At 59.6% G+C, this 15,989-nt stretch carries 13 protein-coding genes; all 13 read left to right on the forward strand.

The window, feature by feature from the left end:
* Window positions 1–12: 12 nt before the first annotated feature.
* The 13 genes from ACP15N_RS17120 to ACP15N_RS17180 all read left to right on the forward strand — a co-directional run bounded on the left by ACP15N_RS17120 (window position 13) and on the right by ACP15N_RS17180 (window position 15,978).
* Complete coding sequence (locus tag ACP15N_RS17120; RefSeq protein ID WP_425093560.1) at window positions 13–567, forward strand: hypothetical protein; 555 nt, start codon at window positions 13–15, stop codon at window positions 565–567.
* 319 nt (window positions 568–886) lie between these two features.
* Window positions 887–1,924, forward strand: a complete 1,038-nt coding sequence (tssA, locus tag ACP15N_RS17125; RefSeq protein WP_425093561.1) for a type VI secretion system protein TssA — start codon at window positions 887–889, stop codon at window positions 1,922–1,924.
* An 83-nt stretch (window positions 1,925–2,007) separates the two neighbouring features.
* A complete protein-coding gene (gene tssB, locus ACP15N_RS17130; protein ID WP_425093562.1) occupies window positions 2,008–2,532 on the forward strand; it encodes a type VI secretion system contractile sheath small subunit in 525 nt (174 codons plus the stop codon).
* A 3-nt stretch (window positions 2,533–2,535) separates the two neighbouring features.
* The gene (tssC, locus tag ACP15N_RS17135; protein WP_425093563.1) at window positions 2,536–4,050 is read left to right on the forward strand and encodes a type VI secretion system contractile sheath large subunit; all 1,515 of its coding nucleotides are present in this window, start codon (window positions 2,536–2,538) and stop codon (window positions 4,048–4,050) included.
* Window positions 4,051–4,134: 84 nt separating this feature from the next.
* Window positions 4,135–4,659, forward strand: coding sequence for an Hcp family type VI secretion system effector (locus ACP15N_RS17140; RefSeq protein ID WP_425093564.1), 525 nt, complete (start codon window positions 4,135–4,137; stop codon window positions 4,657–4,659).
* A 57-nt stretch (window positions 4,660–4,716) separates the two neighbouring features.
* On the forward strand, window positions 4,717–5,532 hold the full coding sequence (locus ACP15N_RS17145; protein ID WP_425093565.1) for a type VI secretion system accessory protein TagJ: 816 nt from the start codon (window positions 4,717–4,719) through the stop codon (window positions 5,530–5,532).
* Window positions 5,525–6,022: a type VI secretion system baseplate subunit TssE gene (gene tssE, locus ACP15N_RS17150; RefSeq protein WP_425093566.1), complete on the forward strand. Its 498-nt coding sequence runs from the start codon at window positions 5,525–5,527 to the stop codon at window positions 6,020–6,022. Before ACP15N_RS17145 ends, tssE begins: the two co-directional genes overlap by 8 nt.
* 9 nt (window positions 6,023–6,031) lie before the next feature.
* The gene (gene tssF, locus ACP15N_RS17155; protein WP_425093567.1) at window positions 6,032–7,909 is read left to right on the forward strand and encodes a type VI secretion system baseplate subunit TssF; all 1,878 of its coding nucleotides are present in this window, start codon (window positions 6,032–6,034) and stop codon (window positions 7,907–7,909) included.
* Window positions 7,873–8,898 (forward strand): type VI secretion system baseplate subunit TssG, encoded by a 1,026-nt coding sequence (tssG, locus tag ACP15N_RS17160; RefSeq protein ID WP_425093568.1) that lies wholly within the window; start codon window positions 7,873–7,875, stop codon window positions 8,896–8,898. The genes tssF and tssG overlap by 37 nt, the downstream gene beginning before the upstream one ends.
* Window positions 8,899–8,934: 36 nt before the next feature.
* Window positions 8,935–11,634, forward strand: a complete 2,700-nt coding sequence (gene tssH, locus ACP15N_RS17165; RefSeq protein WP_425093569.1) for a type VI secretion system ATPase TssH — start codon at window positions 8,935–8,937, stop codon at window positions 11,632–11,634.
* A complete protein-coding gene (locus tag ACP15N_RS17170; protein WP_425093570.1) occupies window positions 11,621–13,177 on the forward strand; it encodes a type VI secretion system contractile sheath domain-containing protein in 1,557 nt (518 codons plus the stop codon). Before tssH ends, ACP15N_RS17170 begins: the two co-directional genes overlap by 14 nt.
* Entirely contained in the window at window positions 13,174–15,279 is a 2,106-nt protein-coding gene (locus tag ACP15N_RS17175; protein WP_425093571.1) for a type VI secretion system Vgr family protein, read from the forward strand. Before ACP15N_RS17170 ends, ACP15N_RS17175 begins: the two co-directional genes overlap by 4 nt.
* A 3-nt stretch (window positions 15,280–15,282) precedes the next feature.
* Window positions 15,283–15,978: a DUF6931 family protein gene (locus ACP15N_RS17180; RefSeq protein WP_425093572.1), complete on the forward strand. Its 696-nt coding sequence runs from the start codon at window positions 15,283–15,285 to the stop codon at window positions 15,976–15,978.
* The last annotated feature ends 11 nt before the right edge of the window (window positions 15,979–15,989 follow it).

Here is a 15,989-nt window from a genome sequence, read left to right on the forward strand (position 1 = left end):
GGGAGTAGGCTGATGTTCAAGAGCCGCAGTTTTTTGGTCGGCGGTGCAGTAATTGCGCTGGCCGGGTGTGCGGGGGAAACCTCGGACACGTCCCCTCCGACCCTTGCGTTCTTCGAGGGAAAGTTCAACTCCCCGTTTTATGCCTCCAACGGTTCGGGATCGAACGACCCGTGCCCGAACGGGCTGGCGGATGCCTACAGTTCCTTCCGCGGTGGCCCCGAGCTTGTTCAAGCCAGGTCCGGGGGTGCGTCAGTCTCGCTGCGGGTCACCTTTTCCGACCCTGCGGGCATCAAGCGGGCCTATCTGCAAATTCCGGGCGGAACGCTATCTTCGCCTAACGTGACCCGAACGGTGCCTGTCCCCACCGCAACCGGAGACGTCAGTCAGGCATTTGAGTACAACTTCACGGGCGACGCAGCTTCGCCGACCAAGCAGCACACGGTGAACGTGGAGTTAACTCATGGAGACGCCAATCGGGTCTTCAATGCGTTCGCGATCGATATGAACGACAATCGGAGCGAGACAGCGACCCTTTTGATTGGAGAGTTAACGAGAATATGCAAGTAAGTCCGGGCCGATACGCTTTTTTCTCGTGATTTCAGCAGGTAGCAGGACAGAATTTACTAGGCTCAGGGCCTGCTGGGCAGTAGGCTCATGCCGACTCGGGTGGTGGTGCGCCGTAGTGGAGGAAATGGCACGTCACATTGTGTCCGGGTTCGGGAGGAGCATTCGTGTTTTTCAGGCTCCTATTTTGTAGCGAGATCACTCCTCGTTGCAGAGCGTATAGTCGTCCGATTTTCAGGGGGCATCTTGTCCTCGCACAGACATAAAACGAGGGCTGTATCGCTGTTGCGAAAGCGCCCCGCCACGGAGGGTTTTTCCTAGAATGAATTTGGACGAGCTTCTCGCGACACTCGACGATGGCAGCGGTGCTGGCGAGAATTTGGAATACGACCCGGCGTTCACCGAATTGGAACTGGCTGCCCAGCCTGGCGAAGAACGGCAGATGGGTGACGAGATCAAAGAGGCGGAAGAACCGGATTATAAACTGGTTCGTGAGAAAGCCATGGACGTCCTCTCGCGTAGCAAGGACCTCAGGGCGGCAATGCATCTCGCGACCGCGGAGTTGCGCCTCGACGGGTTTGTGGCGTTTGCAAAGGTGACGACCTACGTGCGCCGGTGCCTCGAAGAGATGTGGGACACCTGCCACCCCGAGCTTGATCTGGACGACGAAGACATCGCGACGATGCGTGTGAACGCGGTGCTGGGCTTTGCCGACCCCAAATCTACCTTGCGCGCGATCCGTTTGGCGCCGCTGACCCAAAGCCGGGTGTTCGGCAGCATGTCGATTCTCGATTTCGAGATTGCCAGTGGCGACATGCCTGCGCCCGAGACAATGGAGGCCCCCCCAACCAACGCATCCGTCGATGCGGCCCTGCAAGATACGGACGCCGAGCAATTGGCGGCGATCCTTGCGGGGATCACGACGGCACATGACGACCTGCTGGCGATCGACCGGACGTTTTCCGAAAAGGTTCCCGGCGAAGGCCCGACACTCGACAATGCGCTGTCGACCCTGCTGAAAGCCAAGACGCGCCTGACCGAGGCAACAGGCGGCGACGCGAGTGAAGCCGACGCGGCATCGCAAGTCACGGAGGCCGCTGGCACCGGTGGGCCGGCACCAGGCGCGCCACGTCCCGTTGGGGAAATTTCAAGCTCGAAGGATGTCACGGCAGCCCTCGACAAGATCATCGCATATTACAGCAAGAACGAGCCCTCCAGCCCCGTGCCGGTGCTGTTGAACAGGGCCAAGTCGCTGGTGAACGCTCAGTTCATCGACATCATCAAGGACATGGCTCCGCTTGGTCTGGACAACGTCCAGCTGATCGCGGGGCGCGACGGTGAAGAGGAAGACGCTTACTAGAACACATCATGTCATTCGGTCGCAACGCGATCTGGATGAACGCTTTGCTGATACGCCCCAAGACACTGATAGGGAGTGGAAAAATGGCTAAAAGTTCGCAGAAGTTTATTGCCCGAAACCGGGCGCCCCGCGTGCAGATCGAATACGATGTCGAACTCTACGGCGCGGAAAAGAAAGTCCAGCTGCCGTTCGTGATGGGGGTCATGTCCGACCTGTCCGGCAAGTCCGACGTGAAACAGCCGCCGATTTCGGACCGCAAGTTTCTGGAGATCGATGTCGACAATTTCGACGAGCGTATGAAGGCGATCGCGCCCAAGGTGCAGCTGTCGGTGGAAAACACCCTGACCGGCGAAGGCAACCTGCCGGTGGGCATCACCTTCGAGAAGATGGAGGACTTTTCGCCCGAAGCCATCGCCCGCAAGGTCGAACCGCTGCGCAAGTTGCTCGAAGCGCGGGAGGAGTTGTCGAACCTCGTGACGTATATGGACGGCAAGACAGGCGCGGAAGAGTTGTTGGCCAAGGTCATGAACGATCCGGATCTGATGAAAGCGCTGAAAGATCAGATCCCCGCCGATGACGAAACCGAAGACGCGAAGAGCGAGGATTAACAGATGGCAGAAGCTCAGTCAGGCGCAGCGGAAGGTGCGGTCGAGGAAAAGATCGAAGTCTCGGAGTTCGCATCCCTGCTTCAGAAAGAATTCAAGCCACAAAGCGAAACGGCAAAGTCTGCCGTAGAAAACGCAGTGAACACGCTGGCCATGCATGCGCTCGACAACGTGGCGCTCGTCGGCAGCGACGTTGTCGAGTCAATTAAGGCGATCATCGCCGAAATCGACGGCAAGTTGTCGAAACAGATCAACGCTATCATGCACCATGAAGAGTTCCAGAAACTCGAAAGCGCATGGCGCGGCCTGCACTATCTGGTGAACAACACCGAAACCGACGAGATGCTGAAAATCCGCGTCTTCAATGCCTCCAAGAACGAGTTGGGCAAGACGCTCAAGAAGTTCAAGGGAACAGCTTGGGATCAATCGCCGATCTTCAAGAAGCTGTACGAGGAAGAGTTCGGTCAGTTCGGTGGCGAACCCTATGGTTGTCTGGTTGGGGACTATCACTTCGACCATTCTCCGCAGGACGTCGAATTCCTGGGCGAGATGGCAAAGGTTGCCGCCGCGGGGCACGCGCCCTTCATCACAGGGTCCAAGCCATCGCTCTTTCAAATGGAAAGTTGGTCTGAACTGGCAAATCCGCGGGATCTGACGAAGATCTTCCAGACGCCGGAATACGCGTCCTGGCGGAGCCTGCGCGACAGTGAGGATAGCAAGTATATCGGGATGGCAATGCCGCGGTTCCTGGGCCGTTTGCCGTATGGGTCGAAAACTGATCCGGTCGAAGCATTTGATTTCGAGGAGGACACCTCAGCCGAGGTGGATGCCGATGGCAAGCCGGTGGAAAAATACAACTGGGTGAACGCGGCCTATGCCATGGCTGTCAATATCAACCAGTCCTTCAAGGAATATGGCTGGTGCTCGCGTATCCGCGGGGTCGAATCCGGCGGTGCGGTAGAGGGGCTTCCCACCCACACGTTCCCGACCGATGACGGCGGCGTGGACATGAAATGCCCAACAGAGATTGCCATTGCCGACCGTCGCGAGGCGGAACTGGCGAAGGCGGGCATGATGCCACTGATCCATCGCAAGAACTCGGACATGGCGGCCTTTATCGGCGCACAGTCGCTGAACAAGCCGACCGAGTATGACGATCCTGATGCGACCGCCAACGCGAACCTCGCGGCCCGTCTGCCGTATATGTTCGCGACCTGCCGGTTCGCGCATTACCTCAAATGCATGGTTCGTGACAAAGTCGGCTCCAGCAAGGACCGCAACGACATGCAGAAATGGCTGCAGGACTGGATCAACCAGTACGTTGATTTCAGTGCAGACTCCTCGTCAGAAGACGAGAAGGCCAGACGCCCGCTCGCCGCAGCCGAAGTGGTCGTCGACGAAGATCCGGAAAACCCCGGCTACTACAGTTCGAAGTTTTTCCTCCGGCCTCACTACCAGTTGGAAGGGCTCTCCGTGTCCCTTCGGCTTGTATCCAAACTGCCTAGCGAAAAAGCAGGCTAACGCAGGTTCCCCCCGGTGCTCGGGGGGCGCTTTCATTTCAGAGCGGCTTGTGATCCGCACACATAACAGAATTGGAGAAACGCCATGGCGGTTGATGCATATTTTTACCTGAAGGGCGGCACGAACGGTGTGAAAGTCGAAGGGGAAACCAAGGACGACTTGATGAGCAAGGAAAAGGCGATGGAGGTTCTGTCGTATTCCTTCTCCGCGGCCAACCCGATCAACGTCGGCTCTGCAACGGGCGGATTGACAGCCGGCAAGGCTGATTTCTCCGGCTTGTCGATCATGCACCAGCTCGATACCGCGTCTGCGGACCTGTTCAAGTCGTTGGCGCAGGGGGAGCATTTCTCGGACGGTACGTTGCTTGTGCGTCGCTCGGGCGGAAAAACGCCCAACCGCTACATGCAGGTGAACTTCAAGAAGCTGTTCGTCTCGTCGATCAACTTCAGCGGCTCGCAGGGCGAGGAAGTGCTCGTTCAAAGCACCAGCTTTGAATGGGGGGCCATCCAGTTCCACTACTATGCGCTGGATGCCGCCGGCAAAGAGGTTTCCGCCCCCAAGGAGATGCTCTGGAGCCGTGTCACCAACAAATCCGCATTCGCGGTTTAACAACGCGAGGCCGGGCGCAAGCCCGGCCTTTCATTTTTTGCAAAGGATTACGACCGGGTGTCTGCGGAAGAGAAGCTAAAATCAGGAGACCTCGACGGCGCCTTGCACGCGCTTCAGGATCGTGTTCGCAAGAACCCCGCGGACGCAAAGTTGCGCGTCTTTCTCTTTCAACTTCTCAGCGTGCTGGGCGACTGGAAACGTGCGATCACGCAGTTGAAGGTCTCGGCCGAGTTGGATGCATCTGCAACACCCATGGCACAGACCTACCGCGAAGCCATCATCTGCGAAGCGTTTCGCGAAAAGGTCTTCGCAGGTGAAAAAGACCCGGTGATTTTCGGTGAGCCGCCTGAATGGATTGCGCCACTGCTGGAGGCGGTCAAAGCCCAGGCCAGAGGCAACCTGGAAGCCGCGTCTGAGTTGCGTTCAAGAGCTTTCGAAGCTGCGCCGGCGATAGCAGGGGAATTGAACGGCGCCCCGTTCGAATGGATTGCGGATGCGGATATGCGTCTCGGACCGGTTCTGGAGATCATCGTGGATGGTCGATATTTCTGGATGCCGTTTTCGTCTTTAAAGTCGCTGACTGTCGAAGAACCCGAAGACTTGCGCGATGCGGTTTGGATGCCCGCCACCATCACAGTCACGTCTGGCGGCGAAAAGGTGGCGCTGATCCCCACGCGTTATGTCGGCACTGCTGAAAACGGGACGCCCGCGCAACGCCTTGCCCGAGAAACCGTGTGGCGCGACGAAGGGGCGGAAACCTTTGTCGGTCACGGCCAACGCGTTCTCGCGACCGATCAGGGCGATACGGCGTTGATGGATGTCAGAACCCTGACATTCGCGGTCCCCCCTGACACGGCAGGTGACAATGGCTGACCGGACGATCGCTGACAGGCTACAGCCGTCATTGCTGGATCGTTTGACGGATGACGAACCACGGAACCTCAAGGAAGGGCGCGAGGCGCGGGTAATTGATGTGCGCAGGCTGCGCGATATCATTTCGCGCGATCTGTCTTGGCTTCTGAACACGTCGAACCAGGAATCGTCACTGGATGCAAAGGTTTATCCAAACGTTCTCAACTCGACCCTGAACTACGGTATCCGCGAGGTGGCAGGGGACTTCTCGACCACGCGGCGCGCGCAGGAAATACAGAAATCGATCCGGCAGGCGGTCGAACGATTTGAACCGCGTATCGCGTCTGACAGTATTAGGGTGGACCTGCGGTCGGACACCGAGGTGTCCAATACGATCATTCACTTCGACATCCGGGCGATCATGTGGGCCCAGCCAATGCCGCAGGAACTCTTCATGCGCACCCAGGTCAATCTGGTGACTGGCGAGCTGTCGCTCGACCGGTCGGGGTAGGGGTGCGATATGGACAGTCGTTTGTTGCGTCACTACGAAACCGAACTGCGGTTCATTCGCGAAATGGGCGGCGAGTTTGCGCAAGCCTATCCGAAGATCGCCGCTCGTCTGGGGATGGAGGGCACAGAAGTTCTGGACCCCTACGTGGAGCGTTTGTTCGAGGGATTCGCGTTCATGTCAGCGCGTGTGCAGCTCGAGCTGGACATGCAGTATCCCACGTTTACGAGCAATCTGCTCGAAATCGTGTATCCGCATTTTCTGGCGCCCACGCCATCCGTTGCGGTGGTCGATCTTCTTCCCGACGCGTCGTTGGCTGAAGTGACCGATGGGTTTGCCGTTCCGCGTGGCACGGTGTTGCGCAGTGATACGGTGGAGGGGACCAAAACCGCTTGTACCTTTTGCACTGCGCACGACCTGACCCTTTGGCCGATTGAGATTGCGGAGGCGGAGTACGTCGACAGCCGGGCCGCGCTTGTTGCCGCCGGGCTGGGGCGGGACGCAACGGCCCGCGCGGGCATTCGCTTGCGATTGAAACGGATGGGTGGCGGCTCGCTTGAGGAGCTTTCGGCCGATAAGTTGACCGTTTTTCTGAAAGGACAGGATGGCGGAAACTGGCTGTTGCACGAGTTGTTGTCATGCCGCGTCGAAGGGGTGCTTGCCCGGTCCGCAGACCGCCGCGATGACTGGAAGATGCAGCTGGACAGCGCGTCACTGGAGCCGCGCGGCTATGACCCCGAGGACGCGCTTCTGCCCTGTCCGTCGCGGTCTTTCGACGGCTACAGGCTGTTGCAGGAATACTTCGCGATGCCAGAGCGGTTCCACTTCCTTGATCTGGTCGGACTGCAACCGGCTTTCCAGCGTGCCCAGGGCGCAGAGGTCGACATCTACCTCTTGCTTGACGATGGTCATCCGGACGCGCCGCAGCATGTCTCTGTCGATGCGTTCTCGTTCCACGCGACGCCGGTCGTCAACCTGTTCGAGAAACGGTGCGACCGGGTGCTGGTGACGGACAGCGATTTCGAGCATCACGTTGTGGTCGATAAGACGGCCTCGCTCGACTACGAGGTTGTCCAGGTTACCAAGGTGGCCGGGATCAGCAGCCAGGGAGCGGTGGAGAACGAGTTCCTGCCATTTTATTCGCGCAATCGGTTCTCGCATCTGGCCGAGGTGAACGATTGTTTCTATGCAGTGCGCCGTCGCGCACGCCAACGGTCGGAAAAAGATCGGCTAAAGGGTCAGAGGACCTCTTACCTCGGCTCCGAGGTCTACCTGAACCTCGTCGATCGGGACGAAGCCCCCTACAGCGCGGACCTGACGCAATTGTCGGTACAAGCGCTCTGCACGAACCGGGATTTGCCATTGCTGCTGGCCACTGGCGCTCCCGACGTATTGCACCTGCAGGACGGTGGACCGGTGCGGTCAGTGGCGACGCCGATTGTCCCGACCCGACCGCGCCCTTCGCTCACCAGTGACAGTGCAGCGTGGCGACTGATCAGTCACCTGAGTCTCAACTACCTCTCGATTGCCGACACCGGCATGGGTGGCGGCGCGGACGCCCTGCGGGAGATCATTGGTCTCTATGCGCCCAAGGACAGCCGGACATTCCGTCGACAGCTTGAGGGGTTGGTGACGGTCAAGAGCCGCCCCATCGTGCGGCAGATGCCCGACGAGGTGCTCTCGACGGCTGTAAAGGGCCTTGAAGTGGTGCTTGAGTTCGACGAGAGCGCATTTGAAGGCACCGGGGTTTATACGCTTGCCTCGGTGCTTGAGAAGTTCCTTCTAAAGTATTCCGCAATCAACAGTTTTACCGAATGTGTGCTCAGCACGCAGCAACGAGGAGAGGTGACCAGATGGGATCCGATCAAAGGCCTGAGACAGGTGGTGTAGGCCACCTGGACCGGCTGGCGTCAAATCCCGGTCGGTTTCACCTGTTCCATGCACTCCGCGTGCTGGAGGCGCATCATGCGGACACCTCGCGTATGGGCAAAAGCCGCAGGCCAAGCGAAGATCCGGTGCGGCTTGGCCAACTGCCCGAGATGGCGTTTCCGAAATCGACAATCGCGTCGTTCGAGCCCCAAGAACAGGGTAAGCCCGCGCGCTTGATGAACCTGTTCTTCGGCCTGTTCGGACCTCATGGTCCCCTGCCGTTGCACATCACATCCTATGCGCGTGACAGGTTCCGCAATCACCGCGACCGGACCATGCTCGACTTCTCCAACATCTTCACCCACAGGATGCTTGGTCTCTTCTATCGGGCTTGGGCATCGGCGGAACCTGCGCCGTCATTCGACCGCGCCGAGAGTGACGAGTTTTCCGACCGCGTTGCCGCGCTGGCTGGGTATATGGGAGAGGCGCTTACCGAACGCGACGCCATGCCCGACCTCGCCAAACGGTTTTATGCGGCGCATCTGTCCAATGGCACCCGTCACGGTGACGGCCTCTCCGGCCTCTTGTCGGGGTATTTTCAAAGCGATGTGTCGGTGAAGCAGTTCGTCGGCGAGTGGATGACGTTGGAGCCGTCCGACTGCTGGAGGCTACAGCCCGCTTCGCGGCGCAGGCATCGCGGCCTTGGCCGGTCCTACCATCTGGGCACTCGGGTTTGGTCCCGGGCCTCAAAGTTTGGATTGCGTATCGGTCCCATGAACCTTGACGAGTATACAAGCTTGCTGCCGGGCGGACCCCGGTTTGCGCAACTGGTTGCCATCGTACGGAATTACGCGGGCAACGCGATGAGCTTCGACGTGGTGCTGGTGCTGGCCAAGGACGAGGTGCCCGAGCCCACGTTGGGCGGGGAAGTGCGCCTTGGATACAACATGTGGATAGGGCAACGGCCCAAGATGGAAGATGCCGACGATCTTGTCGTCGCGGGCTTGTAACGCACTTCGACGACTTGCAAAAACAGGGATATTGAGATGGCTGAAATTACCCGGGTTGCCCTTTTCGGAAAGCTGAACAAGCTCTGTTACAAGGCTATCGAGGGCGCGACGGTGTTCTGCAAGATGCGCGGCAACCCTTATGTCGAACTGGCGCACTGGATTCATCAGATCCTGCAGGAACAAGACAGCGACTTCCTGCGGATCGTCCGGCATTACGACTTGGATGACAGCCGTCTGGCTGCGGACCTGACCCGGTCGCTGGACGCACTGCCGCGCGGGGCAAGCGCCATTTCGGACCTGTCCAGCCACCTTGAAACCGCTGTAGAGCGCGCGTGGACCTATGCCTCTTTGCTCTATAATGCCGGGCAGGTCAGGTCCGGGCACCTGATGCTGGGGATGTTGCGCACGCCGGACTTGCGCAACGTGTTGCTTGGTATCTCCGGCGAGTTCCGCAAGATCAAGGCTGAGGATCTGTCTGACAGTTTCGCAGCTATCGTCGGCGGATCACCCGAGGATGCCATGGAAACGACAGTGGGTGGCGGGGCCACTCCGGGCGAGGCATCGGGCGCGATGGCGCCGGCCCAGATGGGCAAGGAAGAAGCGCTTCAGCAGTTCTGCACCGACATGACGCAACAGGCGCGCGACGGGAAAATCGATCCAATTGTCGGGCGCGATGAGGAAATTCGGCAAATCGTCGATGTGCTGATGCGGCGGCGCCAGAACAACCCTATCCTCACCGGGGAAGCGGGCGTCGGCAAGACCGCGGTGGTTGAGGGGTTTGCCCTGCGGATTGCGCGCGGCGATGTCCCGCCCAGCCTTCAGGATGCGCGGCTGCTTGCGCTGGATGTCGGCTTGCTGCAAGCCGGTGCTTCGATGAAGGGCGAGTTTGAAAACCGCCTGCGCTCTGTGATCGACGAGGTGCAGGCGAGTGCTGTCCCCATCATCATGTTCGTGGATGAGACCCACACGCTGGTTGGAGCAGGCGGGGCGGCGGGCACGGGTGACGCTGCGAACCTGCTTAAGCCTGCTCTGGCGCGGGGCACCCTGCGCACAATCGGGGCAACAACATGGGCAGAATACAAAAAGCATATCGAAAAAGACCCGGCCCTGACCCGCCGTTTTCAGGTCGTGCAGGTGGACGAGCCGGATGTGCCCAAGGCGGTTCTGATGATGCGCGGCATCGCCTCCATGCTGGAGTCGCACCACAAGGTGCAGGTTCTGGACGAGGCGATCGAGGCCGCTGTCAGCCTGTCGGCGCGCTATATCCCGGCCCGGCAGTTGCCGGACAAATCGGTGTCTGTTCTGGATACCAGCTGCGCGCGCGTGGCGATTTCACAGCATGCGGTGCCCCCAGAAGTCGATGACTGCCGCAAGCGCATCGATGCGTTGACGACGGAACTTGAGATTATCGACCGTGACGAAAGCGCAGGCCTTGATGTGACGGATCGGCGGGCGGCCATTTCAACGCTGAAGGACGAAGAGGAGGCGCGTCTCGCCTCTCTTAACGAACGGTGGGAGGCGGAGCGCGAGATCGTCAAGGATGTTCTCGACCTGCGCGCCAAACTGCGCGAAGGCGGCGTCGCCGTCGATGCGCCGGATGCCGACAGCGACGAGGCGGCGGAACAGAGCCCTCTGTCCGCCGAAGAACGGGCCGAGACGCTGGAGGCGCTGCGCAAACGGCAATCGGACCTGGCCGAATTGCAGGGCGAAAGCCCGTTGATCCTGCCCATTGTCGACGCTCAGGCGGTCGCCAGCGTTGTTGGCGACTGGACGGGAATTCCCGTTGGGCGGATGGTGTCGGATGAGATCCAGACGGTGCTGGATCTTGAAAAGCACCTCGCCAAACGCGTGATCGGGCAGGACCACGCCATGTCGATGATCGCCAAGCGTGTTCAAACCTCGCGCGCGGGCCTCGACAACCCCTCCAAGCCCATCGGGGTGTTTCTGCTGGCGGGCACCTCCGGGGTCGGCAAGACCGAAACCGCGCTGGCCTTGGCGGAGGTTCTCTACGGCGGAGAGCAGAACGTTATCACGATCAACATGAGCGAGTTTCAGGAGGCGCACACCGTCTCGACCCTCAAAGGGGCACCTCCGGGCTATGTCGGCTATGGGGAGGGGGGCATCTTGACCGAGGCGGTGCGGCGCAAGCCCTATTCGGTTGTCCTGCTTGACGAGGTCGAGAAGGCGCATCCGGATGTGCACGAGATCTTCTTTCAGGTGTTTGACAAGGGCGTGATGGAAGACGGCGAAGGCCGGATGATCGATTTCAAGAACACGCTGATCCTGCTGACATCAAACGCAGGGTCCGATTTGATCATGGACCTGTGCGTGGACCCGGACCTGATGCCGGAGCCAGAAGGCATCGCGAAGGCGTTGCGTGATCCGCTGCTCAAAATCTTCCCCGCGGCGCTGCTGGGGCGGCTTGTCACGATCCCCTACTATCCGCTCAGCCCGTCGATGATTGCCGATATCACGCGTTTGCAGTTGGGCCGCATCCAGAAACGGGTGCAACAGACCCACAGCGTTCCGTTCGAGTATTCGGACAAGGTCGTCGAAACGATTGTCGACCGGTGTCAGGAACTGGAAAGCGGGGGCCGGATGATCGACGCGATTGTCACGAACTCCATGCTGCCCGACATCTCGGCGGAGTTTCTGAAACGCATGCTGGAGGGCAAAGAGGTTCGCAAAGTGGCGATCGATGTGGCCGACGGAGACTTCGTGTATGCCTTCGAATGAGGCCTTTCAACTCGCGATCTTAGGCGATTTCAGCGGGCGCGCGGCACGCGGCGTGATCGAGACCGGGTTGTCCCTTGCGGAGCGTCGGCCAGTCAGGCTGGACATAGACACGCTGGACGATGTGCTGAGTGGTTTCGGCATGGAGATCGATATTGCGCTGGTCGGGCAGGGACCGATTGTGTCGCTGTCCATCGCTGGCCTTGAGGATCTGCATCCCGATACTCTGTTCGAACGGCTGCCGGTTTTCGCGGACCTTGCGGCGCTGCGAAATTCGCTTGCCGCGGGCACCGTCGCGCCCGGAGTTCTGGAAAAACTGCGTGCTCTGGGGGCAGAACTGCCGGTACTGACACCGGAGCATCGCGCGGCCAAATCCGTCGCAGTTCCAGCCGACCGTCCGCTCAGTGCGTTCGAAGAGCTGACTGGTGGGGCGATTGCACCCAAGGGCCCTAGTGCGGTGGATGACTTGCTTGCCGCCCTGGTCGGCCCACACCTCGTTTCGGCCCCGGACCCAGATGCGCGGGCGCTTGTTGCAGTGGTGGATCGGGTGATCTCTGACACGATGAACCTGATCCTGCACCACCCGGAGGTCCAGGCGATCGAAGCGGTCTGGCGCGCGTTGGACCTGCTGGCGCGCCGGATCGACACCGAAGAAGGCCTGTCGATCATTCTCTTCGATGTCTCCGCTGAAGAGCTTGCGGTAGATCTGGCCGCAAATGACGATCCCGCTGCCAGCGGTCTGGCGCAGCTCTTGTCCCGGCATTCGGGGGCGATTTCCGCTTGCGCGGGACTTTACACCTTCGAGACAACACCGCCGCATGCGGACCTGCTTGCGCGTCTTGCGCAGATTGCCAGCGCCATTCAAGCGCCATTCGTTACCGGTATGGACCCTGACAGTGTCGCAAACCCTCTCGAAAATGCCGATGACCGCGTTTCAGACAGTTTTCGCGCTCTCGCTCAGGCGGATGTAACGGATTTCCTTGGGCTCGTGACACCGCCCGTCCTGATGCGGCGCGTTTACGGCGCAAAAAGTGATCCGATCACGGCGTTCGATTACGAGGAATTCAGTGCGTCCGAGGGCCTGTCCGGGATGGTCTGGGGCAGCCCGGCAGTGCTCGTCGCCCTGCTGCTGGCCGAGAACCGGGGCGTGGGCCAAACGCTCGACGTTGACGACATGCCCTATCACGTGACGCAGGATCGCCACGGCGATCAGGTGATGCTGCCGCCGGTGTTCCGGATGATCCCCGAAAGCCGGATGGTCATCACGAGAAGCTGGGGGGTCATGTCTGTTCTTGCCTCCGGCGGCGGCGATCGCGTGCGCCTTGCCGGGTTTCATGCGGTTTCAGGCAATCCGCTCGCCGGCCCCTGGACGGGGGCTGCTCCGGCGCGGCCCAAATCCCCCCGCGGCGGCGTTGGCCTGACCCTGTCCGTCCCGTTATCGACGTCTGACTTGGCCGAAATTCGCGGTCAACGCCCAAAACCCCAAGAGACAGGTCCTGACGATATCGACCCTGACCTCGCCGCGCTTCTGGAGAACTTGAGATGAACGAGACCACCGTCGTTACACTGACCGGGCCGCTCAACGCGGAGATACTTCTCAAGCGCGCCCGCATCGATGACCGCCTCAGCACGCTGACCCAAACCGTGGTGGAATTCACCTCGCTCGACCCGGATATCGACCTCAAGGAGATGATTGGGCAGTCCCATACGCTTGAGATTCGACTGGATGACGGCAGCACGCGCAAGCACTTCGGGTCCTGCACGGAGGCGCAGTTTCTTTACGTGGAAAACGGCACGGCGCATTACTCCGCGACGCTGCATCCTTTCCTGTGGTTTCTGACGCGCACCCGCGAAAGCCGGATCTTTCAGGACATGACGGTTATGGAGATCGTCAAGGAAGTGCTCGCCGACAGGGGGTTCTCGTCCCGGATCACGGACTCGACGACCCAGACCTTCGACAAACGCGAATACTGCGTTCAGTACAGGGAGAGCGATTTTCAGTTCATCTCGCGCCTGCTTGAAGAAGAGGGCGTCTACTACTTCCTTGATCACTCGGGGAATGGAGAGAAGCTTGTCTTTGCCGACAACGTGTCAGCCCACAGCCAGGTGCCGGGGCAGAGCTCCATCATGTTTCGTGAACCCAACGACACGGCACCTTTCGTGGCTGACTATCTCAGCGTGTTTGGGGGGACCAAAACGATGGTCTCGGCCAAGGTCACGCTGGATGACTATGACTTCGCCTTCCCCTCGCGTGCTCAGAAATCCGAGGCGACGAACAACTCCGACGAGCTGAGGAAACCCGACTACGAGATTTTCGACTATCCGGGCGGGTTCCGGACGAAAGAGCTCGGGACACGCTTCGCCAAGCTGCGCCTCGAAGAAGCGGATCAGCAGGCCGAGACATGGCAGGCGTTCGGGTACGTCCGCAACATGCATGCGGGCGGATTGTTCGAACTGACCGATCACCCCCGGTCTGCCGTGAACCAGGAATACCTTATCGTATCGTCTGGCGTGATCATTGAGGAAGATCCCGGCGAAGCGGGCGCGCTTGGCGGCCAGCTGTTCAACGTGCAGTCGGACATCGAGGTCATCCCGAGCGAAACGCCGTTTCGGCCGCCGCGTGTGACCAGCCTGCCGGACATCTCGGGGGTGCACGTCGCCAAGGTCGTCGGCAAGTCCGGGGAGGAGATTTACACGGACGAGTATGGCCGGGTGAAGCTCAAGTTCTTCTGGGACCGGTATGGCAAGGAAGACGAGACCGCGACATGCTGGGTTCGGGTCGCAACTCCGTTCGCGGGCAAGAACTGGGGTATGATCCACATACCTCGCGTCGGTCAGGAGGTGGTCGTCCAGTTCGAAGAAGGCAATCCGGACCGTCCCATCGTGACGGGTATGCTATATAACGGCACCAATACCCCGCCCTATGCGCTCCCTGACAACAAGACCATGCAGGGTCTCAAGACCAACAAGTCCAAAGGTGGCGGCGGGTTCAACGAGTTGGTTTTCGAGGACAAGGCCGAAAACGAATACGTCCGGCTGCAATCCGAGCGGGACTACCACGAGATTATCAAGAACGACGCGACGATCTCGATCGGCGAAGGTCACAAGGACAAGGGCGATCTGACTGAAACTGTGCATCGCCACAAGGTCCAGACCCTGAAAACCGGCGACCATACCTTCAAGATCGAGAAGGGCAGTCAGACAGTGGAGATCAAGAAGGACCGCACCGAGACCGTACAGGGTAAACACACCGAGACCATCACCGGCAATGTCAAGACAACCATCAAGCAAGGCAATGAAACGAAGACGCTGAACAAGGGGAATCAGACCACGACCCTTAAGATGGGCAACCACACCGAAAAACTGTCTCTGGGGAATTTCTCGCTCAAGGCGGATGCTGGAAAGGTGACAATTCAGGCCATGCAATCGATCGAGCTGAAAGTCGGGGCCAACTCGATCAAGATCGATATGATGGGTGTGACCGTCAAAGGAATGATGCTGAAATTCGAAGGATCGGCCATGGCCAATCTCAAGGCGCCGATGGTTACTGTGCAGGGCGACGGAATGGCCACGGTAAAAGGCGCGATGACCACGGTGGATGGCAGTGCCATGACAATGGTCAAGGGCGGGATCACAATGGTGAATTAACTCATGGCTGATCGATTTTCTGATCTCAGAAAAATAGAGGCGCAACCGGCTGCGCGGCTGATGGCGATGTCAAACGCCAAGTTCGATGCGCCTGTCGGTGTACCAGCGGCCGCCGATGTGGCGACGGTCCTGCGCGCGTTGGATGCACAGTTCCGTCCCGTAGAAATGCTGCGATTGCTGTCGGTTTCTCTACCGGTGCGAGAATGTGTTTGGTGGGCATGCCTTGCCGGGCGGGATTTGGTGCAGGAGGGCGCGCGCGCGCCGAAAACGCTGACCTGCGCAGAGGCATGGACTTTCGATCCCTCTGACGAGACGCGGGCCGCTGCGCGCGAGGCACTGGACCATGCCGACCCGGACGATCCGACCATGTTGTGTGCCATGGCCGCGTCCATGAGTGATGGAAAGCTCGGCCCGGGGCCACTGGCGGAGCATGATGCACCGCCGGGTGCCACACAAACGGCGGCTTTCGGAATGAACATGCTGGCACTCGGACAGAGGGAAGAAGAGTTCTTTCACGTTATTCAGGTTCTGATTGCACGCGGGCTCGATATTGCCGGGGGCGGGAACGGGTCGATTGACCCGGCCTCGGTCGAGACGAAAATGCCCCCAATCGAGCCGGAAGAAGACGACGACGATTTTGATGATGAAGATGACGAAGAAGACGATGACACAGACGATGACGAAGAGGATTTGGCCTGATGTTGCCCGCC

The organism is Tropicimonas sp. S265A, assembly GCF_049800835.1.
Classification (GTDB): Bacteria; Pseudomonadota; Alphaproteobacteria; order Rhodobacterales; family Rhodobacteraceae; genus Dinoroseobacter.